Below are 24,511 nucleotides of genomic sequence, written 5' to 3'. Positions count from 1 at the left end.
GGAAGGCTTGATCTGTTTCATCACATCTTCATTCCCGAATGATCAGGCATTTTCTTCATCATGTGCCCACTGTCGCCGGGCGCCTGCGCGCCGACGCCCTGGACGTCGAGGGAGACGGCGACCTTGCCGGCCTTCTCGAACTGAAGCGTCACCGGCACCTTGTCGCCCTGCTTGAAGGGGCCCTTCAGCTCCTGGAGCATCAAGTGATAGCCGCCAGGGGCGAACTTCACCGTCTTGCCCGGTTCGATCACAAGGCCCTTGTCGAGCAAGCGCATCTTCATCACGCCATTGTCCATCGCCATCTCGTGGACCTCAGCCTTCCCCGCGATATCGGCGGAAACGCTGACCAGCTTGTCTGCCACTGTGCCCTTGTTCTCAATGGTCAGATAGCCGCCGGCCACCTTGGCTCCGCCTGGTGTCGCCCGGCTCCACGCCTGCGAGATGACGAGATCGCCGGCCTTGACGTCCTCGGCCTGCGCGACGGCACAGGCGGTCAGCAACAGTGAAATTGCGAGGAGAGTTCGTCCGATAGTCTTCATGTTGATTGCCTCTTTCGCGATTGATCGGGCCGAGAATGGCCCTGCCTTCTTCCACGACGACCTTCCGCCACCGTCAGCATCGGCATTCGGAATGCCGGCCTGCCGCGGAGCCGAATATAGACCCAAGCGCCCATTTGCACGTCACCATCGATACCTCATTCCAGCGTACACTGCCCGTCCCGTGCCCGGCTCAAACAATGCTGACGTCGCCGTCGCTCGATCGATGATGCTCGCGCTGGCTATGTAGGTCTTGTTGGTGAGATTGCGCCCCTCGATGTAGGCAGACATCGGGCCGCCATTATCGAAGCCGGCCTTCAATCCCAACAGCGCGTAGGGCTCTGTCGTCAGCGTGTTCATGCTGTCGACGAAGTAGGCCTGCGGCACCCATTCGACGTTGGGTCCAACATAGAACCCGGTAGGGTGCTTGTAGAGAAGCTCCGCGCGCAGGTAGTGATTTGGAGCTCCCGGCAATCGATTGTTTCCGAAGGTCGGATCTTTGTCGAAGCGGAAGTCGTTGAAGGAATAAGCGACATTCAGCCAGATCTTGTCCGGAGCCGGGCCGTTGACGAAGATGTCACGAAAGATCGCTGCGCCCGCGCCGGCCTCGATGCCTTGATGGATGGTGCGATCGGCATTGGTCACATTGCAATTGCCGAAAGCACTATAGAGGCATTGCAATTCGTCGCGAATGTTGGCCCGGTAGGCCGTCAGTTCCCAGGCGTAATCAGGTCGCTTCATGCGAGTCCCGATTTCGTACGTGGTCGCAATCTGCGGGCGGATGCTGGTGAACGGGATCGTCGGAATGCCGGGACCAATCGCGCTTTCGCCAAAGCTCGGCACCTCGGCACTCCGCGAGACATTGGCGAAGGCCTGCCAGCTCGGATCGATTTGCCACAACACACCGCCTTTCGGCGACCAGAGATTAAAGCGCGTTGCCCCCGATTGATCCCCGTCGCTGAGGAAACGGTCTTGCCGATTGCGGGTCGCGTACAGAAATTGCGTGCCGCCGATCACTGCAAGATTTGGAATGACGTAGAAGCTGTCTTCGACATAGGCGGAGGTATTCTCCGACCGATCGATCGAGGAAGAAAGCAGTGCACCCTTCTGCCCGCCAATGTTGGCGAACTGCTGGTTGTCGATGCTGCCGTTCAGCACATTTACGCCCGCGACCAATCTGTTGCGGAAGCCGCCAATGGTGCGGTCATCCGTGATCTTCGCGAATCCGCCGTAGTCTTTGTAACGGTAGTCCAGCCACTGGAAAATCGGATGCATCAAATGCCGATCGACGCCAAAGGCGCCGAATTCAACTTTGGTGTCATCGAATCGAACGGAGGTTTTGTTGGCGAGCCTAACGGTATCGATATTGCGCTGCTGATCCATCGCAACATTCGCGGGTGCAGCAGCTTCCGGATCGGTCAAAGCGGATGTCTTGGTCACGGTACCCGGGATTCGCTGCCGCACTTCGTTGGCATTGAGGTAGAACCGGGTCTCGACATCCGGGGAGAACTGGTAGCCCACATTACCGCTCAAACGGTTGCTCGAGCCAAAACTGTGATCGCGAAATCCGTCTGCGGCCTGCGTGGAAGCGGTCACGAAACCATCCCACGGCCCGTTGACGCCTCCTGCGTTCGCCTGAAGTCGTTTGTAGCCGAATCCTCCGACATCGAAGGACACACCATTCGAAAACGAGTCGCGGCCGGTCGGGGTCACGAAGTTGATCGCGCCTCCCAGCGAATTGGCGCCGAATTGAAGCGCGTTGCCGCCCTTGAAGACTTCGACATATTTGTAGGCACTCGGATCGATCTCCTGGAAATCGCCATAGCCGTCCGCAGTGTTGATCGGAATGCCGTCCATATAGAGCTGCACACCGCGCAGATGAAAATTGCGCGACAGGCCGGACCCGCGGATCGAAAGGCGGGTGTCGTCGCCCCATTTGGGCTGGGCGTACACGCCGGGCACGTAATCCAGAACATCCTTGATCGTGTTGGACGGCGTCGAGTTCCTGTACGCCTCGGCCGAGACGAGCGCCACGCCGCCCGGAGTCTGGTTAATCTCCGCCAGCGCTTGTTGCGCAGTCAGAACCGTCAGGGCACCCGGAGCCCCTGCACTCTGTTCGCTCGCGGTTTGCTGCGGTGATGGGGTCGTTCGCAGGCTTCGCGTGACGCGGGCCGATCGCGCAGAATTGCGTGGCGGTCGGATCGCCGACGCACGCTTCTGCTGAGGCGCCTCTACGGTGATTGGCGGCAGCACTGCGCTGCTGCCTTGGGCAAAGGCTCCGCTCGACGACGCAAGCAGCGCGGCCTGAATGGCAACGACGCTCACACCACGGCGGGCATGACAACGTAACATGGGGCATTCCTGACGCCGGGCTTTCTCTCCGGCCATTCGACAGCATCAATCGCCTGCGGCGGACCGCTGCGATCACGAGAGTCGTCAGGAAAATTGAGGCGGCGCGCGCGCCTGGGCACTCGAGCCCTTATGGACGGCGCCGGCGGATGCCTCCGCCGCGTGCCACACCACGCGCTCCGCGTGGCGGAAGGGAACGGAAAGCGCGGCGTGCGGCGGCGAATCGAGCGACGCGCCCATCTGCGCCAGGCAACAGAGGGCGCAGGCACCGGCATGTGCGACCGGCGTACCAGCCGGATCGTTCAGGCCGCCCTGCTCGTTCACGCTGTGGCAGATGACGGCGGCAGACAGCGGATCGGCCACGGCCTGGCCGGCCGCCAGACAGGCGGCAATCGGCGCCAGCACCTGCATCACCAAAGCGAGCAGGACCAGGGGGAGGAATTTTTGCAGCCGTGCGCGCATCCGCCGAACCATTCGTTCGTCTACTAACTAAACACCGGCGGATGGCCGAGTCGAGCCCGGTTCCGCCGCCTCCTTAATCCAGCGCAAACTTCCCGGAAAACTGTGGTCCGGCCGCCCGCGGGAGGGAACCTCCGGCATTTGAGGCAGTCGAGCACCCGGCCCCATGCACAGATTTCTTATATTTGTCATATGCTTACAGTGCCGAAAGCCCGATCGTTTCGTCAAATGCTCGAATTTTGAACATTCGTTGCCGAAAATGATGACAAGTGAGAAAAGTTGATCTAGCATCCCCTTGCTCAGGCTGGCCGCGAGGTCGAAGTCTGGTGGTCCAAGTCTCGGGAGGAGCCCCTGACGCGCAAAATGCAGCGTCGCCCCGCCAATCAAGATCAAATCTTAGAATCGGGGATAATAGGGTCGACACAATTTTCGAGCGGGGCTAGGGCCCCGCTCTTTTTTTGTCTGCGGGGCTAAAGCACCGATGAATGCTTCTCCCAATCCGATCGAACAGAGCTTTGAACTTGCAGCCTCGCGTTGCACCGATCTCACGCCACACGTCTATCAGCGGCTGTTCGAACAGCATCCCGAAACGCGGGCGATGTTCCGCACGCAAGGCAGCGAACTCGTGATGGGATCGATGCTCGCACTCACGATCGAGGCGATTCTCGACTTCGCCGGTGATCGCCGGGGGCATTTCCGGTTGATCGCGTGCGAGGTCGCCTCGCACGATGGCTACGGCACGCCGCGCGAGCTGTTCATCGCCTTCTTCGCCGTCATCAGGGATACGCTGCGCGATCTTCTGCGCGATGAATGGTCGCCGAACATCGCGCAGGCCTGGGACCGACTGCTCATCGAGATCGACGCGTTCGCGGGTATCCCGGCCTGACGCTTTGCGCTGCACCAACACGGGCTCGCGGCGATCCCGCCGTTGATTGCGGATTGAGTGGCACCAACTCTTGTGAGACACTTTCGGACATCGGTCGCGCAATCAATGACGCGCCGAAGATAAAATTGTATGGGAGCGAGCGATGTCCGGGACGAAAGATTTCTCGACGACGAGGCGCGATCTTCTTCAGGCGGCAGCAACCGCCGGCGCCGCGACTGCCATCCTCGGCAGCATGGGCATAAACCCCGCCCTTGCAGCCGAAGTCGGACGCAGCGAGAAGCCGCTGAAGGCGGCGTTCTCCAACGCGGGCCTCCAGGCGACCTGGTGCGCCCAGGGCAAGCAGGCCGCGGAATTCTGGGGCAAGCTGTTCAATGTCGAGGTCACCTGGTTCGACGGCCAGCTCGACGCCGTGAAGCAACGCGCGGCGATCGACAACATGGCGTCGCAGAAATGGGACTTCGTCGCGATCCAGGCTTTCGGCATCGGCACCCTCACCCAGCCGGTGCAGAAAATGATCGACGCCGGCACGCCCGTGATCGACATGGACACGCTGATCGCGCCGCTGGACCAGATCAACGTCCACTCCTTCCTCGCCCCCGACAACGAGTTCATGGGCGCCTCCGTGACGCAGGCGCTGTGCAACGCCATGGGCGGCAAGGGCAAGATCATCATGACGCAAGGCGCGCTCGGCCACACCGGCGCGCAAGGTCGCGCCAAGGGCTTCAACAATGTCGTGAAGCAATTCCCCGGGATCGAGGTGCTCGACACCCAGCCGGCCGACTGGGACGTCTCCAAGACTGCACGTCTCTGGGAAACCTACCTGACGAAGTATCCGCAGATCGACGCGGCGTTCTTCCACAATGACGACATGGCGCTCGCCGCCGCCAACATCATGAAGGCGCGGGGCCGCACCAACATCCTGATCGGCGGTGTCGATGCGATGCCGCCGGCGATCCAGGCCGTCAGCGAAGGCCGCATGTTCGCCACCGTTCGCAATCCGTCCTGCCGGATTCATGGCGGCGCCGTCATCGCGGGCGTTTCCGCCGTGGTCGGCGGCGAAAAGAGCGGACAGGGCATTCCCAAGAACGTCGTCACCGACGGTCCGGTCGTGACCAAGGCCAACGCCGCCGGCATGCAGTGGATGCAGGATCACTTCCTGATCTGAGCCTTCATGCGAGAGGATCGTTCGCCCATCCTGGAACTGCAGGGCATCACGAAGAGCTTCGGCGGCGTCGAGGCGCTTCGTGGTGTCGACTTCGCGCTCTCACCCGGCGAGATCCATGGTCTCGTCGGCGAGAACGGCGCGGGAAAAAGCACGCTGATGAAGATCATCGCCGGCGTGCACACCGAATTCTCCGGTCGCTTCCTGGTCGACGGACAGGAGACGCATTTCCGCTCGGCCCGCGACGCTCACAGCGCCGGCATCGCCATGGTGCACCAGGAGCTGTCCGTCGCGCCCGACCTCACGGTCGCGGAGAACGTGTTTCTGGGCAACCAGCCGACCAACCGGCTTGGCCTCGTGCAATGGCGGCGGATGGCGCGCGAGGCCGGCGAGCAGCTCGCCCGCTTCGGCATCGACGTCGATCCGATGAGCAGGCTGGGCGATCTCCCGATCGGACTCCAGCAGCTGATCGAGATCGCGCGCGTGCTGTTCTCCGGCGCGCGCATCGTCATCCTGGACGAGCCGACCTCCGCCCTCTCACCACCCGAGGTCGAGCGACTGTTCGCGACGCTGCGGCGGCTGCGCGAGGAAGGCACGGCGATTGTCTTCATCTCGCATTTCATCGAGGACATCTTGCGGGTGTCCGACACGGTGACCGTGTTCCGCAACGGGCGGAAGGTCGCGGAGACCGCAAGTGCTGCCACCAGCAAGGGCGCGCTGATCGAGGCCATGATCGGCCGCGGCGGCGAAGCGCTCGAGCACAGCTATAGCGACGATCTGATGCTGCCGCGGCCGAGCGACAGCTCGGTGGTGCTGAGGGTTGACCAGCTGTCGCTGGCGCGCAGCCTGAAGGACATCTCCTTCGAGGCACGCGCCGGTGAAGTGCTCGGCATCTACGGCTTCATGGGCTGCGGCCAGCAGGAACTGTCGCGCATCCTGTTTGGCAAGCTGAAGCCGGACGGCGGCACGCTCGCGGTCGAGGGCAAGCCCAAGACCTTCGCCAGCACGGCGGCGGCGCGGCGCGCCGGCGTGGCGCTGGTGCCGGAGAGCCGGCGCGCGATGCTGTTTCACCAGGAGCCGGTCTACAAGAACATCTCGATCAGCATTCTCGATCGCATCTCGGCGCTGCTGCTCAAGCCGGCGCAGGAGCGCGACATTGCCCAGCGCCAGGTCGAGCAGCTCCAGATCAGACCGCCGGTGGTCGGGCTCGATCTCGGCATGCTCTCCGGCGGCAATCAGCAGAAAGTCGCGCTGGCGAAATGGCTGACCTATCCGCCCAAACTCCTGGTGCTGTGCGAGCCCACCCGCGGCATGGATGTCGGAGCCAAGAACGACGTCATCAACATCGTCCGCGATCTCCGCGCCAAGGGGCTCGCGATCATCGTGCTGTCGACCGAGCCGGAAACGGTGCTGTCGCTGGCCGACCGCATCCTCGTGCTCAAGCGCGGCGCATTGGTGCGCGAATTCACGAACGAGCCGGTCAGCAAGGACCGCCTGCTGGAAGCGGCGTGACGGAGAAGCACACCATGGCGAGCAGTGACACGGCTTTGGCGGCGGGGCAGCGGGCGCGAGGGCTTGCGCCTTTCCTGCGCTCGCAGATGCGCAACATCGCCCCGTTCCTGACGCTGATCTTTCTCTCCGGCTTCTTTGCGCTGGCCAGCCCCTCGTTCGCGACGCTGGACAATCTCGGCAACATCCTGACGCAGGTGTCGGTCACAGGCATCATCGCCGTCGGCCTCACCTTCGTGATCCTCTGCGCGGAGATCGACCTCTCGATTGCCAGCATCGCCAACGTCACCGGCATCGCGGTCGCCTACTTCACGCTCCAGGAATCCTACGTCAACATTCCCAATATTCCCCTGCCCGGCGCCGCGGCGATCCTGCTGGCCATTTTGCTGTGCGCGTTTCTCGGCCTCGTCAATGCGCTGGGGCTGACCGTGATCGGCATCCCCTCCTTCATCATGACCTTGGCGATGATGCAGATCGCGGCCGGCATCTCGGCGCTGCTGGTGCGCGGCCAGATCGCCTACAAGGTGCCCGGCGTGATCACCACGCTCGGCTCCGGATCGATCGGCGGCATCCCATGGATCGTCATCGTCGCCGCAATCATGCTGCTCTTGGGACATCTGGTGCTGACCTACACGCGCTTCGGCCGCTACGTCTACATGGTCGGCGGCAACCGCGAGGCGGCCGAATATTCCGGCCTCAACGTCAAGCTCATCCTCGGCGCGGTTATGGTCATCTCGGCGGTGTGCTCCGGAATCGGCGGCATGCTCGGTGTCGCTCATTTCGGCAGCGCGCAGCAGAACGAGTTCGACACCTATCTGCTCGACTCCATCGCTGCCGTCGTGGTCGGCGGCACCAGCCTGTTCGGCGGCCGCGGCGGCATCGGCAACACCATCGTCGGTCTCTTCGTTCTCGGCGTTCTCAACAACGGCCTCGACCACGTCAACATCGATAGCTTCCTGAAGATCCTGATCCGCGGCCTGATCCTGCTGGCGGCGCTGGTCATCAACGTCTATGCGCAGCGGCTGAGGGAGAAAGCAGTGGAATAGACAGCCCTCAAAACAAAAAACGCGAAAACAACCCCATGCACAGTAGACAGTGTGAGGGAATTCAACGGGTTACAAAAACCCGAAATTGCGCGAGTGCGACTGCAGCGGCGTTTGACTCGTCGGGCAAAACAGGAGCAGGATGTCATCATGGCGATGTGCGCGGGTCGGCTCCGGACAGCGCCCCAACCTCCGTCATTGCGAGCGCAGCGAAGCAATCCAGACTGCCGCCGCGGAACGATTCTGGATTGCTTCGCTGCGCTCGCAATGACGAGGTGACAGCAGGGGCAATCCAGCCTCACCCTCAATCGCAGAGCATGAGAGGGCGGCCTAACTCTCCGCCTTCTCATCCAACGCAAGCCGCGAGAACCGGAAGTTACAGTGGCTCGCACCGCCCGCTAGCGTCTGTGTCCTCTCCAGGCGGATGCCGCGCGCTGCGTAGGCGACGAAATCGAGCCCGCAGATGTTCGGCAGGATGTCCTTGTCGCCGTGGCGCGCCGCGAGTTTGCAGAAGCCGCAAGCCTTGTAGTTGATGCCGAATTCAAAACTGTCACCCGTATCAGGCTCGACGAAATCGTAGACGAAGTCTTCCGGAAACTCGGTCTGATGGCTTTCGGTCGCGCTTCTCGCCGCCTGCCCGCGTAGCAGGGCCTGGTTCTCTGGCGACATGAATTGACGACCCGCGGCGAGACGTTCTGCTTCCGATATGGTGAGCAATTGCGCCTTGTAGGTTTCCCGCTCGATCTCGCCGATCACAGGCACCGGCACGCCGTGGCGCCGCAGCACCCGGCTGATCGCCATGAAGCCCATCAGGCGCATGAAGAAATCGCTCATGCGGCTCGCCGCGCCGCCGACATAGGGCATCTGGGTGAGCACGATTTCGAATTCGTTCATCACCTCCCGCCTGATGCCGTCGATCTCGGAAAGCTGCGCGCGCTCACGCAGCATCGCTTCGGCCAGGTCGAGCCGCTCGCGCATGGCGGCCTCCATGGCACCGCGATGCGCTTCGTAAAACGGATGGATGATCTCAGCCATGGGACACCTGATATGATTGGCTCATTGCAATGTCGGCTGGTTTCATTCCGCGGCGATCGCCTCGATCTCCAGCAGCCATTTGCTGTCGACGGTCTCGACGATCACCACCGTCAGCGCGGGCTGGTGGTCGCCCAGCACTGCGCGACGAATGGAGCGGTTGGCCACGAGTTGATTGCGGTCGGTCAGGAACGTGTTGACCTTGACCAGATGCGCGACGCCAAGGCCGGCGGCAGCGAGCACCTCGATCAAATTGCGCCAGGCCTGCTCGCACTGCGCCTCAAAACCGTCAGGCACGGTGCCGTCGGATCTCTGGGGCACCTGGCCGCTGATGAACAACAGTCGTCGATGCTGCGTCAGTTCAAGTCCCATGCAGTAGCCGCCGGCGGGAGCGTGCACGGTTGCGGGATTGTGGCTGACGATGTGAGCTGGGGACATAGGGTTTCTCCGGATTGCGGGTTCGACCGTAGCCGGCGCCATCGCCGCTTCGCAAAGCATCATTGCTGCGGCTCAGCGCAAGAAAATCTATTGCAAGGCCGCAGCCCATCAGTGTCAAAATGGAGCCCGATGACCTACATCCTTCCACCACTCAACGCGCTCCGCGCGTTCGAAGCCGCCGCCCGGCATCTCAGCTTCAAGCTCGCCGCGCACGAGCTGCACGTGACGCCCGCCGCCGTGGGGCAGCAGGTGAAAGCGCTGGAGGCGCGCCTCGGCGTGCAGCTGTTCGAGCGGCTGCATAAGCAGCTCATCCTCACCGCGGCCGGTCAGGCCTATCTGCCCGGCGTCTCCGAAGGCTTTCGCCACATCGCGGAGGCGACCTCACAGTTGAAACCGGCTGGTGCAGTGCTGCTGCAATTGGGCGTCCATGGCAGCTTCGACCTCCGCCGCCTCGATCTAGCAGCGTTTCGCAGCACGCATGCAGAGATCGGCTTGCGGGTGCTGCATCCGGCCGGCCTGCACGAATTGGTCGAAGGCAAGGTCGATCTGCTGATCGCCCGCGGCCTCGGCCACCATCCCGGCTATCGCTGCGACCGGATCGATCAGGGATCTGGGTTGGGTGATTGGCTGATTGCGCCTGAGGGTACGGCGGATTGCCCCGAGATCGTCAGCTTCCGCGAATGGCTGCGTGCCCTGCCCGTCGGGAAGGCGCTCGCAAATCCCCGCCCTCGTCTGGTCGGCGTCAGACGATAGGCTCGACCGACAATCGATAGCCTCGCCGCGACGCCATTTCATATGTCGTTGGCGGATATCGATAGCACCAGACATCATAGGTTCTGGAGAGCCGAAACCGTCGACCGCCTCCGTCGCGTCAGGTCGAAACCGATTCCGTTCCACGCCTCGCGTGCCAACCAGATTTTCCCTCAACACGACTGCCGCCCATGCACTCCACAAGATAGTCCACGAACACTCGGACGCGAGCAGGCATGTTCGGCCCGCCGACGAAGACGGCGTGGAAGATCTCCTTGTCACCAGGATTGAACGGTTCGAGAAGCGGGACCAGGCGCCCCTCCGCGATCGCGTCACCGAGACTGAAATTGCCGACACGGGCGATGCCGACGCCGTCGAGCGCCAGCTGGCCCAGTGTCTCGCCACTGTTCGCCTCGATGGCGCCTCGCACCTTCAGGGCGAAGTCGACTCCGTCCCGGCGGAACGGCCAAACCGGCTCGGCCCGGCGAAAACTGAAATTCAGGCAATTGTGGTTGTAGAGGTCTTCCGGCGTTTCGGGCACGCCCCAGCGCGCCAGGTAGCCCGGCGAGGCGACGATGGTTCGGCCGTTCTCGCTGAGGCGCCGCGCCGTGAGCGCGCTGTCAGTCAGCGGACCGCCGCGAACCGCCACATCCGCCTGCCCCGCAGCGACGTCAACGATCCCATCGCCAAGATTGATGTCGACCACGATGTTCGGATAGCGGCGCACGAACTCGCCAAGCAGAGGCACGATGCAAAGACGCCCGTGGGAGACCGCAGCGCTGACCCGGATGCGGCCGCGCGGCGAACCCTGGTCGGAGATCGCCTGCTCGGCTTCGTCGAGATCGGCGAGAATGCGGCGGGCCGCGCTGAGATAGGCGCGGCCTTCCGCGGTCGGCGTCAACGCGCGCGTCGTCCGCAACAGCAAGCGTACGCCGAGCCGCTGCTCGACCCGGTCCAGAGTGCGGCTCACGGCCGACGGCGTCAGTCCAAACGCGCGGCCCGCAGCCGAGAAGCTGCCGCCGTCGATGACCGCGCAGAACACTTCCAGTTCCCGGGCACGGTCCGCGGTATCTGCTGCCACCTTTGCGCTCCAGTCAAAAATGCTTGGCCTGGGTACTAGCTAATCCCAACGATCTTCCTCGTCTAGCTTTGCGTCTACGAAAAAGGCCAACACAGGAGATCGCCCATGAACGTCCCCGACCAGCTTCGCCGGTTTGCCCTCACCGGAGCCGCGCTCGCCATCCTGGCCGGCACCGCCGCCGCGTCGGCGGCCGACGGGCCCACGGATTTCCCGAATACCTTCCACACCGAAGAGGTCGCGACCAATGGCACGACCCTCCACGTCCGGGTCGGCGGGTCTGGACCGACGGTCGTGCTGCTGCATGGCTATGGCGAGACCGGAGACATGTGGGCGCCGCTCGCGACGAACCTTGCTCGCAATCACACGGTGATCGTGCCCGATCTGCGGGGCATGGGCCTTTCCGCCCGCGCCGAGGCCGGTTTCGAGAAGGTCAATCAGGCGGAAGACATCGTCGGCGTGATGAACACGCTGCAAGCGCCGCGCGCTGACATCGTGGCGCACGACATCGGCAACATGGTCGCGTTCGCTCTGGCCTCGCGGCACGCCGGGCGGGTGACGAAGCTGGTGCTGATGGATGCGCCGGTGCCGGGCGTCGGGCCGTGGGAAGACATCCTGAAGAACCCGTTGCTGTGGCACTTCCGGTTCGGCGGGCCGGATATGGAGCGCCTTGTCGCCGGCCGCGAGCGGATCTATCTCGACCGGTTCTGGAACGAGTTCTCGGCCAATCCGGCCAATTTCCCGGAGGCGTCCCGAGCCCACTACGCGCAGCTTTACGCCGCGCCGGGGCGCATGCACGCCGGCTTCCGCCAGTTCGCCGCCTTCGATCAGGACGCGATCGACAACCGCGCCTGGCTCTCGGCGCACGGCAAGCTGCTCATGCCGGTTCTCGCGATCGGGGGCGGTGCATCCTTCGGCCCCGCAATGGCGGCGGTGATGCAGGCCGGCGCGGTCGACGTGCAGGAGCGGGTCATCGGAGGTTCCGGGCACTGGCTGATGGAGGAGCAACCCGCGGCTACGTCGGCCGCGATCGAGGCCTTCCTCAACGAACGGCCCGTCGCCGCGGAGAACGGACACCTGGGTCAGACCGCTCTGACGCTGGAGCAGACGCAGGCAATGCCGCAGTCCGGCGCAGGCGCCGGCACCTCCGGAGTTGCTGCTATCCGTACCGTGCTGCTCTCGGGCGACCCCGCCAAGGCCGGCCCGTATGTGCTCGAAATTCACGTGCCGCCGAACACCGCGATCGCACCGCACACCCACCGCGACGACCGCTTCGCCACGGTGATCTCCGGCACCTGGTACTTCGGTTACGGCAGCAAGGTTTCCGACGCGCCGGTCAAGCCATTGACGGCAGGCGGCCTCTACACCGAGCCCGGCGGCGTTGCGCACTTCGCCTTCACACGGGCCGAGGGTGCGGTCGTCCGTCTGACCGGGATCGGCCCCAGCGACACGGCTTTCGTCCCTCCGCCCGCATCCCACTGACCTGCTCCAGAGCACTTCAAATCCAAAGGAAATTCCGATGACGTCGTTGCCCACCATCCGCGATCCCAAGACCGACCAGCTTTTGACCCCGCATAATGCGGCTTTGGTGATCATCGACTACCAACCGGTTCAGGTCAGCTCGATCCAATCGATGCCCAAGCGGACCCTCGTCGCCAACATCACCGCGGTGGCCAGGACCGCGAAGCTATTCGCCCTGCCGACGGTGATCGCTACCGTGAATGTCGCCACCGGTCGCAACCAACCCACCATCCACCAGATATCGGATGTTTTTCCGGATGTCGCGCCAATCGACCGGACCTCGATCAACGCGTGGGAGGACGCGGACTTCGTCGCCGCAGTCCGCAACACCGGCCGCAAGAAGCTGATCATAACGGCGCTCTGGACCGAGGTGTGCCTCGTGCACCCGGCGCTGGACGCGCTACAGGAGGGTTTCGAAGTCTATCCGGTGGTCGACGCGGTGGGTGGCACCTCCCGCGAGGCGCACGACGCCGGCCTGCTGCGCCTGGTCCAAGCCGGTGCCCAGCCCACCAGCTGGGTGCAGCTGATCTGCGAACTGCAGCGGGACTGGAACCGCGCGGCAACAGTGACCGGCTTTTCGGAGATCCTGTTCGCGGTCGAAGGCCACTGATCATGGAGACCGTCGACGCTGCGATGATCGAGCGGACTAACGCATCGCAGAAGCCGCCGGTCATCTTCATCCATGGCCTGTGGTCGAAGCCGAGCTCGTGGGACCGATGGGCCGAAATGTTCGAGGCCGCCGGCTATGCTCCGTTGGCGCCCGGATGGCCGGCGGAGCTGGGCGGCGCCGCGGCACCGGAAACCATCGGCGAGGTCGCGGCGCATTTCGCCCGCATCGCCGGGGCGCTGGACCGCCGCCCGGCGCTGATCGGCCATTCGTTTGGCGGGCTGATCGCGCAGACCCTGGCCGGGCGCGGGCTTTCGGCTGCGACGGTGGCGATCGAACCGGCTCCGTTTCGCGGGGTGCTGGAGCTGCCCGTCTGGACCGAGGCTCCCGTCGACGTCGAGGCCGCCGGGCGTGGACCGCTGCTGACGATCTCCGGCGAACGCGACCACACCGTGCCGCCATCGGTCACCCGCGCCGCCCACGAACGGCAGAAGCGCAACAAGCACCCTGTTACCGAGTTCGTCCAACTTCCGCGACACGACCGCTCGCGGCCCATAAACAGCGGCTGGCGGGAGGTGGCGCAGACCGCGCTGACATTCGTGAGACGCTTTCTATGCCTTCTATAGCGTTCAGTCGCTCGTGTTCGAGGGCGGCTCAACTGCCGCTTCTGGCCACGCAGCGGATGGCTCACCAACTTTTCCGCTTCGGTCGCCGCACGCCTTCCTAAAAATGTTCGCCCTCGGTCGACACCAACGCCGCCTGCCCCGCAATCTCATCCGCTCGCCAGCATCGCACCGCATGTCCGTCAGCACGCGTCTCCAGCGCCGGCCCGGGTTCGCGGCGGCACACCGCTTCCGCATAGCGACACCGCGGGCTGAACGCGCATCCGTTCGGCGGATTGAGCGGATTGGGAAGATCGCCGCCTGTCGTTGCCAACGGTGCGTGGCGCAAGGGATCGGGGATGGCGGCGATCAGGGCTTGGGTGTAGGGGTGCGCCGGCCGTTCGAAAATCTCGCGCCAGTGGCCGTTCTCGACGATGCGGCCGAGATACATGACGGCGACCTTGTCGCTCATGTGCTCGACCACGCCGAGATCGTGGCTGATCATGATGTAGGAGAGACCGAGCGTCTCCTTCAATTCCAGCAGCAGATTGATGATCTGGGCGCGGATCGAGACATCGAGCGCCGAGACCGGTTCGTCGCAGATGACGATCTTCGGGTTGAGGATCAGCGCACGCGCAATGCCGATGCGCTGGCGCTGGCCGCCGGAGAATTCATGCGGGTAGCGGTCGGCCTGCTCAGGCCGCAGGCCCACATGCCGCAGCATCTTCGCGACGCGGTCCTCGATCTCGCTCTTGGCCGTGACGCCATGCACACGCAGGGGATCTTCCAGCGTGCGGCGAACGGTCTGGCGCGGATTGAGCGAGGCGTAGGGATCCTGAAACACGATCTGCACGATGCGGGCCAGCGCCTTTCGATCGCCGGATGGCCGGTTGGTCACGTCCTGTCCGTCCAGCACGATGTGGCCGCGCGTCGGCGTCACGAGGCCAAGGATCGACAATGCGACGGTCGATTTGCCGGAGCCGGACTCGCCGACAAGGCCGAGGCATTCGCCCCGCTTCAGGGTGAGATCGACGCCGTCGACGGCACGGAGCAGCCGACGGCTGCGCCCGAGCAAGCCGCCGCCGAGCGGAAAATGGACCGCGAGATCCCTGACGCTGAGAATGACGTCGTCGTCCGGCCGTGTCTCACCCAACCTGTCCTGCGCCTCATGCATGGTGATGACACCTGACCAGACCGCCGGCCTCCAGCAAATCCGCTCCCGGCGCGGTGGTCCGGCAAATATCGGTCGCCTGCGCGCAACGCGGATTGAACCGGCAGCCGTCGGGAAAATTCGTGATGGCCGGGACCACGCCCGCGATCTCCGTCAGCCGGCTGCGGCCAAGGGCTGCGCGACTGCCGAGCCGCGGCAGCGAGGCGACCAGGCCTCGCGTATAGGGGTGCGAAGGTGCCCGGAAGATGTCGGCCGAGCCGCGCTCCTCGACGATGCGGCCGGCATACATCACGGCCACGCGGCGACAGACATTGGCGACCAGCCCCAGATCGTGGCTGATCATCAGGATGGCAGTTCCCCGCTCGGCGCACAAATTCCGCATCAGCTCGATGATTTCGGCTTGCACGGTCACGTCGAGTGCCGTGGTCGGCTCGTCGGCGATCAGGAGATCCGGACCGCAGGCCAATGCGATGGCGATCATCACGCGCTGACGCATGCCGCCGGACAGCTGGTGCGGGTAGTCCTTCACGCGCCGCTCCGGCGCGGGAACGCGGACGCTCGCCAGCGCCTCGACCGCCAACTGGTCAGCCTCCCGCCAGCTTTTGCCCTTGTGCAGCACGAACATCTCGGCGATCTGCCGGCCCACCGGCGAGACCGGGTTCAGCGCCGTCATCGGCTCCTGGAAGATCATGGCGATGCGATTGCCGCGCAGCTCCCGTTGCCGGGCGGCTGAAAGGTGCTGGATCTCCCGCCCCTCGAACCGGATGACGCCGCCGCCGATCGACAACGGCTGGCGCAACAGGCCGATCAAGGCGAGCGCCGTGATGCTCTTGCCGCAGCCGGATTCGCCGACGAGGCCGAAGGTCTCGCCGCGATCGATGCGGAATGAAATGCCCTCGGCCGCCGCAACGCGCCGCGATCCGTCGTCGAGATCGATGCGCAAATCCTCGACTTCGATCAGCGGCGCGCCGGTCATGTGCGCCGGCTCCGCGATTGCGGGTCGAGAATGTCGCGCAGGCCGTCGCCGAGCAGATTGAGGCCGAGCACCGTCAGGAAGATGGCAAGGCCGGGAAACACCGAGAGCCACGGCGCCGTCGTGATCTGGTCGCGGGCATCCGACAACATGCTGCCCCAGCTCGGAAACGGCGGGCGGACGCCGAGGCCGAGAAACGACAATGCGGCTTCCGACAGCACCGCGCTGCCCATGCCGAGCGTGCCGATGACGACGATCGGCCCCAGCATGTTCGGCAGCAGCTGGGTGATCATGATGCGCAGATCGCCGTAGCCGAGCACGGTTGCGGCCTGCACATAGCCCTGGCTCCTCAGCGACAGCGCCGAGGCCCGCGCGATCCGGCACGTGAAGGACCAGTTGGTCAAGCCGAGTGCGATCAGCAGGCTGGTCAGGCCGGGACCAAGCACCGCCATGATGGCCAGCGCGAAGATCAGCGATGGGATCGCGAGCATGAGATTGGTCAGGCCGTTGACGACATCGTCCCACCAGCCGCCCCAATAGCCGGCGCTCAGGCCCAGCGCGACGCCGATGACGCTGTTGATGAGCTGCGAGACGATGCCGACCGTCAGCGAAACGCGCGCGCCGTAGACGACGCGGGAATAGATGTCGCGGCCCTGGTCGTCGGTGCCGAACCACCAGGTCCAGCTCGGAGGCTCTTCCGCGTTGAGCAGATTGGCGTCCAGCACAGGATCGGTATGCGCCAGCCATGGCGCGAGCAGGCCGACCAGGATCGCAAGCGCGAACAGCGCGCCACCGATGACGAGATTGGCGCGGAGCTTCATGCGTATCTGATCCTGGGATCGATCACACCGTAGAGCACGTCGATCAGCAGATTGATGGCGAGGAAGGACAGCACCACGACGAGAATGGAGCCCTGGACGGCCGGAATGTCGCGCTGCAGGACACTGTCCACCAGCAGCGAGCCGATGCCCGGCCAGGAATACAGCTTTTCGACCACGACCGCCTGCCCCATCAGCGCGCCGAACTGCAGGCCGACGGTGGTGAGGATGATGACAAGCGCGTTGCGCATCACATGCCACTTCACGACCCGCGTCTCGCTCATGCCCTTGGAGCGCGCGGTGCGGACGAAATCCGCGGTCATGATCTCGAGGACAGCGGCGCGTGTGGTCCGGGCGAACAGCGCCATCGGGGAGACGCCGAGCGTCACGGCAGGCAGGATCAGGTATTTCAGTCCGCCATCGCCATAGCCGAAACTCGGCAGCCAACCGAGCTTCAACGCAAACAGATACATCAGCACCAGTCCGAGCCAGAATTTGGCGATCGAAAGTCCTGACACCGCCACCACCATGGCCAGCGTGTCGACGATGCCTCCCGGCTTGAGCGCGGCGATGAAACCCAGGGGAACGCCGATCACGACGGAAAACGCCATGGCGGTGAAGATGAGCTGGAGCGTCGGCCATATCCGTTTGGCGATCATGAACGTCACAGGCTCGCGCGTCCGGAACGACGTGCCGAAATCACCGGTCGCAAGCTTGGCGATGTAGGCGCCGAAGCGGACATAGATGGGATCGTCGAGGCCGAGCTGCTTCTTCATGCGCAGCTCGACCTGCGGATCGGCATCGTCGCTCATGGACGAGACGATGCTGCCTGGAACGACGCTGAACAGCACGAACACCAGAGCCACCACGGCGAGCACGGTCGGGATGGTCTGCAGGAGGCGGCGGAACAGGAAGGAGAGCATCGGCACTTTTCCTCTCTCCCTCCGTCGTTCATGGCGACGGAGGGAGCGCGAGAGCGCGTGTCACTTCGCGGGCGAGGTCTCATCGACCCAGAGGTCTTCGACGTTCTGATGGGTCAGTTCGGTCGCGTTCAGCTGAACCCCCTTGAGCCACGGCTGCACCGCCATGACCGCCTTGTTGTAGTTGAAGAACCAGACCGGCGCCTCTTCGTAGAGCAGCGCATTGGCCTTCTGCAGCAGCTGGGTACGCTTTGCAGCGTCATCGGACTGCCCGGCCTCGTCGATCAGCTTGTCGAACTCGGCATTCTTGAAGTTCATGTAGTTGCAGGCCGATTGCGGCGTCGCCGAGTGGAAGCATTTGAGGGCGGCCTGGGGATCGGGTCCGGTCGCCTGGGAATAGACAAACGCCTGGTAGTCGCCGCTGCGGACTACCTCCGCCAGCACCGCGGTCTCGACCTGCTTGACCTTCGCCTTGATGCCCACCCTGTCCAGCATCGGGATCACGGCCGAGACGATCGGCAGACCCCAGCTCTCGTTCTGGCTGGTGGTCCATTCGAATTCGAAGCCCGAGGGATAGCCGGCGTCAGCGAGCAGCTGCTTGGCCTTGGCGGGATCGAAGGCGTAGGGCTTCATGGCCTTGTCGTAGGCGGTAGAGGTCAGCGGCAGCCAGCTGGTGGCCCGGTAGGCCTTGCCCTTGACCAGCTTGTTGATGATCAGGTCGGTGTCGATCGCGTAGTTGATCGCCTGCCGGACCCGCTTGTCGGCGAACGGCTTGAACGCGGGATTCATCCCCATGTAGCGGGTGAAGACCTCGGCGACTTCGACCACAGTGCCCTTGAGGTCGGCGTCGTTCTGATAGGCGACATATTGCGCCGGTCCGAGCACCGAGGTGTCGATCTCCTTGTTGCGGAAGGCGACATCGCGTGCCGCGGCCTCCCCCATGACCGACACGATGATCTTGTCGGCGTAGGGCTTGCCGGGCTTGTAGAACCGGTCCCACCGCTCCAGGACGATGCGCGATCCCGGCACGTGCTCGACGAATTTGAAAGGCCCAAGACCGATCGGCTTCTGGAGAAAGCTCTCCTTGGCGGCTTCGTCGGCGGGGTAGATCGACGTGATCGCGTTCCAGAAGTAGAAACCTGGATCGACTTTCTCGGTCAGCTTCATCTCGATGGTGAAGTCGTCGATCTTCTTCAGGCCGGAGATCTCCTTGGCCTGGCCCTTCTCGACCGCCGCCGCGCCCTCGATCACGCGGACATAGCGCGCGCCGGGATATGCCTTGGTGCCATCCATGATGCGGTTGTAGGTCCAGATGATGTCGTCGGCCGTCATCTTGCGGCCGTTGTGGAAATAGGCGTCGTCGCGCAGCTTGAAGGTGTGAACGAGACCTCCGCCCGAGACGACGTCCTCCTTGGCAAGCTCCAGAACCGGCTTGCCTTCCGTGGAATTCCAGATGTAGAGCGACCGGTGCAGGGCCTTGGCGTAGATCTCGTCCTGGGCGCGCTGCGTGGTAAGAATGTCCAGGCTTGTGAAACTCGAGCCATAAGGCGCGGTCATGCGGATGGTTCCGCCCTTGCGCGGTGTCTGGGCCTCCGCCGTGGCGGCCAGTGCCAGCCCCAGACCCGCGACAATCGCCACTATCCTGAACATCATGGTCCCTCCGACAACGCAAGCCGTGCTCCGGTCCGAGAGTTGACCATCCACGGCGGGTCGAGCGCAAGCACCTTGAAGGGGTTGACGTGTGCGAGCGTCGCGCGCGGGTCCCGCCGATTTGCAAGGACGCCCGCTAGAACTCCGGCTGCCAGTCGCACAATTTTCGCGCTGCAGAAGTAACGTCCGCAATGGTCGGAAACGCCGCTGCCTCCAGCATCATCGTCCTTGCCAGCCGCACCGCGCGTGCTTCGCTGGTCGCGCGCCGGCGCGGATCCTCGATCAGCTCGAAGTCGATGTTGTGGGCGAGACCGAAGATACGGCGGATGGTTTTTGCCGCGGCGAAGCCGACCGTGTCCGCGAACAGCCGCTGCATGTAGGCCTGCCGCTCGGCTTCCAGGCGTGCCGCGCCTGTCTCGCCGGCGAAGAGCGAGGCGGGATAGGCATCGCCTGCGGCGCCAGCGCGCCAGAGCTCGAGGAACTTGCGGGCGAACGCGTTCCAGACCTGCTCGACCGTCTCCAGCACCCAGACTTCGAACGCACGCCGTTCGCCCGGCACGCGCTCATGGCCGGCGGAGGCAAAATAGGCCATCAGCAGGTTGGCCAGCACGGCGCCGACATCGAAACCCATTGGGCCGTAGAATGCGAATTCGGGGTCGATCACCCGCGTCTCGCTGTCCGTCACCATGATCGAGCCGGTGTGCAGGTCGCCGTGGAGCAGCGCCTCGGGGCTCGCCATGAACTTCAGCTTCAGCCGGGAGATCGCGACATGCAGATCCATGTCCTCGCGCAGCTCTGCGGCGAGCGCATCGAGATACGGCGCGGTCCAGCGGTTCTGCTCGGCGATGCGGTAGGGATCGGTGAAGATCAGATCCTCGGTGATCTTGCACAGCGCATGGTTGCCGGCGAAGGCGGCGATGCCTTGCTTCTTCTCGGCCGCCGACAGCGCGAGGTCGGAGGTGAAGAACAAGATCCGCGCCATGAAGGTGGTGATGTCATCGACAAAGCGCGGATATTGCGAACCGGCAACCATCCCCTTGCGCATGATGATGTGGGGCTCGAGCAGCTCCATCACCGTCAGCGCCAGGGCCTCGTTGTGATGCAGCAGCGCCGGCACGAGGCCGGGCGCGAGCTCGGCCTGCCGCGACAAAGCGAGATATTCGTAATGAGCGCGGGACAGCGGCAGCGGCCAGCTCTCGCCGACCAAGCGGACATAGGGCAGCGCCTGCTTCACGGCGACGCCGCCGCGGCCGCCCTTGACGATGAAAACGAGATTGAGATTGCCGTCGCCGACCTCCGTGATCGACCAGGAGGCCGGCTCGCCACCGAGGGTCGCAGCGATATCCGCAACGCCTGCGAGATAATCCCGCAAGTCAGCCTCATGCAGAATCCGGTAGTCCCCCTGCCCCTGCGCCATGACGATCCCATCCCATATAGGGGCCGGATCGTTACTCCCGCTCCAGGAAGCTCGAGCCGATCTCGGCCTTTCTTTTGATCGGATCGTAATCACAATAGACGCTGTCCGCCACCAGCGTGTAGCTGGCGCTGACGGTGTATTTGTCTGTTTTGACCGAGTTCAGGCCGATCACCGCGGTGCTTTTGCCGCCGTTCCACTTGAACGGCGTCGAGCTCTTGGCCTGCTCGCAGGCGATCACGGCCTCGTTGAAGACGTAGCCCTCGACGAACGCCTTCAGGGTGCGCACCTGCACGGCCATCTTCCACTCGAAATAGCCGATGGCACCGAGGCCCGCGACGATCAGCACCAGAAGCGCGACGACGATCCGCTGAAAAGTCATTGGTCCCCCAACAAAGCCAACCAAAAATTCTTAGAACGGCATGCCCATCAATTTCGACAGGCGTTCGATCGAGAGATAGCCGGCGTGATAGGCGACCATGGCGACCCCGTAGATGATCGCCGAGATGATCGTGGTCCAGATCAGCTTGCTCCTCATCCGCGTCAGGATCGGCGCGCCGGGGTCGCTGCCCGGCACTCCGACGCCGTCCTCGTGCTGGCTGCGCACGCCGAACGGCAGCGTCAGGAACAGCGCGACCCACCAGATGACGAAGTAGATCGCGATTGCGGTTGAGATCTGGATGGCCATGGCTTCGGCCTATGCCTGCTCGATTTCGACCAGCGCGCCGGAAAAATCCTTCGGGTGCAGGAACAGCACCGGCTTGCCGTGGGCGCCGATCTTCGGCACGCCGTCGCCGAGCACCCTTGCGCCCTCCTTCACCAGCGTGTCGCGCGAGGCGATGATGTCGACCACCTCGTAGCAGACGTGGTGGATGCCGCCGTCGGCGTTGCGATCGAGGAACTTAGCGATCGGCGAGGCCTCGCCGAGCGGCTCGATGAACTCGATCTTGGTGTTGGGCAGCGTCGCGAACACGGTGGTGACGCCATGCTCGGGCAGCGCGACGGCCTCCGATATCTGGGCCCCGAACGCGGCGCCATAGATCCTGGCGGCCTTGACGGCGTCCTTGGTCGCGATCGCGACATGGTTGAGCCGGCCCAGCATTGTTCTTCTCCCGTTACACTGTCAGGACGTGTACCAGACAGGGGGGCTTTTTGCCCCAATGTTCGTTGATCACGGAGCGGACAGCGCGTCGCACCGACTCCGCCAGCGCGTCCGCGTCGCGACGGCGCGCCTTCGGAAGACCTTCGACGGTGGAGACCACGGCGTCGAAGACGATGTCGTCGAAGGGCTCGCCCGCTTTGTTCTTCTCGGGGATGCCGACCAGTTCGACCGCGGGATCGTCGGCAAGCTCGCCCTGCTCCGTCATGACGATGGCGACAAAGGCGCAGCCGGAGAACGCCATGCGGCGCCGCTCGACCACCGCGCGGGACTTGGAGTCCTCCAGAATCGTGCCGTCCTTGTAGAGACGGCCCGCGGGCACTTGCCCAATGATGCCGGGATCGCCGGGGCCGAGCTTGACGAGATCGCCGTTGCGGCAAACCAGCACGCGCGGCACGCCGGCGGCACGCGCGAGCTTGGCGTGCTCGTTCAGGTGCAGAGCCTCGCCATGGACCGGGATCAGGAGCTGCGGCCTGGTCCAGGCGATCATGTCGCGCAATTCGTCCCGGCGGGGATGACCGGAGACATGGACCAGCTGGTCGCGGTCGGTGATGACCTCCACGCCCTGCAAGACCAGGCCATTGATGATGGCGCCGACCGCCTTCTCGTTGCCGGGAATGGTGCGCGAGGAGAAGATCACGCTGTCGCCGCGGTTGAGCGTGATTTCGGGATGGTCGTCATTGGCGATGCGCGCCAGCGCGGCGCGGGGCTCGCCCTGGCTCCCGGTGCAGAGCGCCAGCACCTTGTCCTGCGGCAGATGACCGTAGACGTCGGGCGAGCGGAAGCTCTGCACGCCGTCGAGATAGCCGGTCTCGCGCGCGACCTGCACCACGCGCTCCATGGCGCGGCCGACCACGACGACCTCACGGTCGGCGGCCTTCGCAGCGATGGCGACCGCCTTGAGGCGCGCGACGTTGGAGGCAAAGGTCGTGACCGCGACGCGGCCCTTGGCGGCCTTGACGAGCTCGGTGATGGATCTCGCAACCTCGGCTTCCGAGGGTGAGCGGCCGTCGCGCACGGCGTTGGTGGAATCGCCGATCAGGGCGAGCAGGCCCGCATCGCCGAGCTCCCGCAGCCGCTTTTCGTCGGTCGGGCGGCCGATGATCGGGGTCGGATCGATCTTCCAGTCGCCGGTGTGCAGCACCGTGCCGACGTCGGTGTGAATCGCCAGCGCATGCGACTCCGGAATCGAATGCGCGACCGGGATGAACTCGACGTTGAACGGCCCGATATCGACGCGCCCGCCCGACGGCACTACCGTCACCGGGATCTTCGGCGCATTGCGCTCGGCGGCGCATTTGGCCTCGAACAGCGCGGCGCTGAACTGCGTCGCGTAGATCGGGCATTTCAGCTTCGGCCACAGGTCGATAATGGCGCCGAAATGGTCCTCATGGGCGTGGGTCAGCACCAGCCCCATCAGGTTCTTGCGTTCCTTCTCCAGGAAGCTGACGTCCGGCATGATCAGGTCGATGCCCGGCAGATGCTCCTCGTCCCCGAAGGAGACGCCGAGATCGATCGCGAGCCAGGCGCGCTGCTGGCGGTTGCCGAGACCGTAGATCGACAAATTCATGCCGATCTCGCCGACGCCGCCGAGCGGTGCAAATACCAGTTCTTCAGGCTTCGCCATCACGCAGCTCCCACGGAGGCGGCCGTGCCGAAGAACACCTCGCCGGCGGCCACCGGCACGCGCCGGCCCTCCGCGGTGCGGACGATCAGGCAGCCGGTGTCGTCGATCGTGTCAAAAATGCCTTCCAGCGTCATCACTCCCGTGTGGATCGCGACCCGCTCGCCGAGGCCGGCGGCGCGCTCCAGCCACAATTTGCGAATTTCGGCAAAGCCGCGGCCATTGTCCCAGATACCGCGGAATTCCACCCAGGCGTCCGAGAGCGCCGAGAACAACTCCTCCGCGCTGATCTGGACGCCGAGCGCGGCCAGTGACACCGCAGGCGTGGGCGTGCCCTCGGGCGCGGCGACGACATTGGTGCCGATGCCGACGACGATGGCAAGGCGCTCGCCGATGGCTTCGGCCTCCAGGCCGATGCCGACCAGCTTCTTGCCGCCGGCCAGCACGTCGTTCGGCCATTTCAGGGCGTAGCGGGGACGGCCCTCGCCGAGGCGCAGTGCCGCCTCCAGGCTGACCTTCTCCAAGGCGGCCTCCTCGGCCAGCCCGGCCGCAAAGCCGATCGTCGCGGCGACGGAAGGGGCGACGTCGAGGACTTCGAGGACGCTGGCCGCAAGGTTACCCTTCGGTGCGATCCAGGCGCGTTGGCGGCGGCCACGGCCGGCGGTCTGCTCCGACGTCACGAACCACATCGGGCCGCGTTCGCCGCCCCTTGCGTGCTCGATCGCCTCGGTATTGGTCGAGCCGGTTCGTTCGAAAGCTGCGAGCTTGTAGCCCGCCGATGCCGCACGAGGACCGAGCGCGAATGCCATC

General features: G+C 64.4%; 24 protein-coding genes and 1 pseudogene. 8 read left to right on the top strand and 17 right to left on the bottom strand.

The features are described 5' to 3' along the window. Positions 1–20 precede the first annotated feature (20 nt). The 3 genes from AC0L3J_RS25225 to AC0L3J_RS25215 all read right to left on the bottom strand — a co-directional run bounded on the left by AC0L3J_RS25225 (position 21) and on the right by AC0L3J_RS25215 (position 3,347). Positions 21–539 carry a copper chaperone PCu(A)C gene (locus AC0L3J_RS25225; RefSeq protein WP_473348664.1) on the bottom strand — a complete coding sequence of 173 codons (519 nt, stop codon included), beginning with the start codon at positions 537–539 and terminating at the stop codon, positions 21–23. 141 nt (positions 540–680) lie between these two features. Then, positions 681–2,888 carry a TonB-dependent receptor family protein gene (locus tag AC0L3J_RS25220; RefSeq protein ID WP_473348663.1) on the bottom strand — a complete coding sequence of 736 codons (2,208 nt, stop codon included), beginning with the start codon at positions 2,886–2,888 and terminating at the stop codon, positions 681–683. An 84-nt stretch (positions 2,889–2,972) separates the two neighbouring features. Continuing rightward, entirely contained in the window at positions 2,973–3,347 is a 375-nt protein-coding gene (locus AC0L3J_RS25215; RefSeq protein ID WP_473348662.1) for a DUF2946 family protein, read from the bottom strand. Between the two features lie 478 nt (positions 3,348–3,825). On the opposite strand from AC0L3J_RS25215, the gene AC0L3J_RS25210 reads away from it, so the two are divergent. The 4 genes from AC0L3J_RS25210 to AC0L3J_RS25195 all read left to right on the top strand — a co-directional run bounded on the left by AC0L3J_RS25210 (position 3,826) and on the right by AC0L3J_RS25195 (position 7,947). Next, on the top strand, positions 3,826–4,230 hold the full coding sequence (locus AC0L3J_RS25210) for a globin (RefSeq protein WP_473348661.1): 405 nt from the start codon (positions 3,826–3,828) through the stop codon (positions 4,228–4,230). Between the two features lie 142 nt (positions 4,231–4,372). Continuing rightward, on the top strand, positions 4,373–5,395 hold the full coding sequence (locus AC0L3J_RS25205) for a sugar ABC transporter substrate-binding protein (RefSeq protein ID WP_199198585.1): 1,023 nt from the start codon (positions 4,373–4,375) through the stop codon (positions 5,393–5,395). Positions 5,396–5,401: 6 nt separating this feature from the next. Next, positions 5,402–6,904, top strand: coding sequence for a sugar ABC transporter ATP-binding protein (locus AC0L3J_RS25200; protein ID WP_473348660.1), 1,503 nt, complete (start codon positions 5,402–5,404; stop codon positions 6,902–6,904). Between the two features lie 14 nt (positions 6,905–6,918). Next, entirely contained in the window at positions 6,919–7,947 is a 1,029-nt protein-coding gene (locus tag AC0L3J_RS25195) for an ABC transporter permease (protein ID WP_247819375.1), read from the top strand. Between the two features lie 327 nt (positions 7,948–8,274). Here AC0L3J_RS25195 and AC0L3J_RS25190 read toward each other — a convergent pair whose 3' ends face one another. Both AC0L3J_RS25190 and AC0L3J_RS25185 read right to left on the bottom strand, forming a co-directional pair. After that, positions 8,275–8,979, bottom strand: coding sequence for an L-2-amino-thiazoline-4-carboxylic acid hydrolase (locus AC0L3J_RS25190; protein WP_473348659.1), 705 nt, complete (start codon positions 8,977–8,979; stop codon positions 8,275–8,277). A gap of 42 nt (positions 8,980–9,021) precedes the next feature. After that, positions 9,022–9,414, bottom strand: coding sequence for a RidA family protein (locus tag AC0L3J_RS25185; protein ID WP_473348658.1), 393 nt, complete (start codon positions 9,412–9,414; stop codon positions 9,022–9,024). Between the two features lie 129 nt (positions 9,415–9,543). Between AC0L3J_RS25185 and AC0L3J_RS25180 the strand changes: the two genes are divergently transcribed. After that, positions 9,544–10,167, top strand: coding sequence for a LysR family transcriptional regulator (locus AC0L3J_RS25180; protein WP_473348657.1), 624 nt, complete (start codon positions 9,544–9,546; stop codon positions 10,165–10,167). 118 nt (positions 10,168–10,285) lie between these two features. On the opposite strand, the gene AC0L3J_RS25175 is transcribed toward AC0L3J_RS25180, so the two are convergent. Then, entirely contained in the window at positions 10,286–11,245 is a 960-nt protein-coding gene (locus AC0L3J_RS25175) for a LysR family transcriptional regulator (RefSeq protein ID WP_473348656.1), read from the bottom strand. 105 nt (positions 11,246–11,350) lie between these two features. On the opposite strand from AC0L3J_RS25175, the pseudogene AC0L3J_RS25170 reads away from it, so the two are divergent. From AC0L3J_RS25170 to AC0L3J_RS25160, 3 genes and pseudogenes are all read left to right on the top strand, one after another. Further along, positions 11,351–12,289: pseudogene (locus AC0L3J_RS25170) on the top strand (alpha/beta fold hydrolase); the annotation flags it as partial. 472 nt (positions 12,290–12,761) lie between these two features. Beyond that, positions 12,762–13,373, top strand: coding sequence for a hydrolase (locus AC0L3J_RS25165; RefSeq protein WP_473348655.1), 612 nt, complete (start codon positions 12,762–12,764; stop codon positions 13,371–13,373). A 2-nt stretch (positions 13,374–13,375) separates the two neighbouring features. Then, positions 13,376–13,996: an alpha/beta hydrolase gene (locus tag AC0L3J_RS25160; RefSeq protein ID WP_473348654.1), complete on the top strand. Its 621-nt coding sequence runs from the start codon at positions 13,376–13,378 to the stop codon at positions 13,994–13,996. A gap of 97 nt (positions 13,997–14,093) precedes the next feature. On the opposite strand, the gene AC0L3J_RS25155 is transcribed toward AC0L3J_RS25160, so the two are convergent. From AC0L3J_RS25155 to AC0L3J_RS25105, 11 genes are all read right to left on the bottom strand, one after another. After that, complete coding sequence (locus AC0L3J_RS25155) at positions 14,094–15,146, bottom strand: ABC transporter ATP-binding protein (RefSeq protein ID WP_473348653.1); 1,053 nt, start codon at positions 15,144–15,146, stop codon at positions 14,094–14,096. Continuing rightward, complete coding sequence (locus tag AC0L3J_RS25150) at positions 15,139–16,119, bottom strand: ABC transporter ATP-binding protein (RefSeq protein WP_473348652.1); 981 nt, start codon at positions 16,117–16,119, stop codon at positions 15,139–15,141. The genes AC0L3J_RS25155 and AC0L3J_RS25150 overlap by 8 nt, the downstream gene beginning before the upstream one ends. Then, complete coding sequence (locus AC0L3J_RS25145; RefSeq protein WP_027518234.1) at positions 16,116–16,937, bottom strand: ABC transporter permease; 822 nt, start codon at positions 16,935–16,937, stop codon at positions 16,116–16,118. The genes AC0L3J_RS25150 and AC0L3J_RS25145 overlap by 4 nt, the downstream gene beginning before the upstream one ends. Beyond that, entirely contained in the window at positions 16,934–17,857 is a 924-nt protein-coding gene (locus tag AC0L3J_RS25140) for an ABC transporter permease (protein ID WP_473348682.1), read from the bottom strand. Before AC0L3J_RS25140 ends, AC0L3J_RS25145 begins: the two co-directional genes overlap by 4 nt. 60 nt (positions 17,858–17,917) lie before the next feature. Continuing rightward, positions 17,918–19,507, bottom strand: a complete 1,590-nt coding sequence (locus tag AC0L3J_RS25135) for an ABC transporter substrate-binding protein (RefSeq protein WP_473348651.1) — start codon at positions 19,505–19,507, stop codon at positions 17,918–17,920. Positions 19,508–19,640: 133 nt separating this feature from the next. Next, on the bottom strand, positions 19,641–20,921 hold the full coding sequence (gene mtnK, locus AC0L3J_RS25130) for an S-methyl-5-thioribose kinase (protein WP_473348650.1): 1,281 nt from the start codon (positions 20,919–20,921) through the stop codon (positions 19,641–19,643). A gap of 31 nt (positions 20,922–20,952) precedes the next feature. Further along, positions 20,953–21,300, bottom strand: coding sequence for a hypothetical protein (locus AC0L3J_RS25125; RefSeq protein WP_007603574.1), 348 nt, complete (start codon positions 21,298–21,300; stop codon positions 20,953–20,955). 30 nt (positions 21,301–21,330) lie between these two features. Beyond that, positions 21,331–21,606, bottom strand: a complete 276-nt coding sequence (locus tag AC0L3J_RS25120) for a DUF1467 family protein (protein ID WP_473289330.1) — start codon at positions 21,604–21,606, stop codon at positions 21,331–21,333. 9 nt (positions 21,607–21,615) lie between these two features. Further along, positions 21,616–22,020, bottom strand: a complete 405-nt coding sequence (gene mce / locus AC0L3J_RS25115; RefSeq protein ID WP_106944962.1) for a methylmalonyl-CoA epimerase — start codon at positions 22,018–22,020, stop codon at positions 21,616–21,618. Between the two features lie 13 nt (positions 22,021–22,033). Next, positions 22,034–23,704: a ribonuclease J gene (locus tag AC0L3J_RS25110; RefSeq protein WP_473289333.1), complete on the bottom strand. Its 1,671-nt coding sequence runs from the start codon at positions 23,702–23,704 to the stop codon at positions 22,034–22,036. After that, the gene (locus AC0L3J_RS25105) at positions 23,704–24,510 is read right to left on the bottom strand and encodes a biotin--[acetyl-CoA-carboxylase] ligase (protein WP_473348649.1); all 807 of its coding nucleotides are present in this window, start codon (positions 24,508–24,510) and stop codon (positions 23,704–23,706) included. The genes AC0L3J_RS25110 and AC0L3J_RS25105 overlap by 1 nt, the downstream gene beginning before the upstream one ends. Between the last annotated feature and the right edge of the window lies 1 nt (position 24,511).

The sequence above is a fragment of the Bradyrhizobium sp. Kon37 genome, assembly GCF_055807535.1.
The sequence above is the reverse complement of the archived record's forward strand: the minus strand, read 5'-3'. Positions and strand labels throughout refer to the sequence as shown.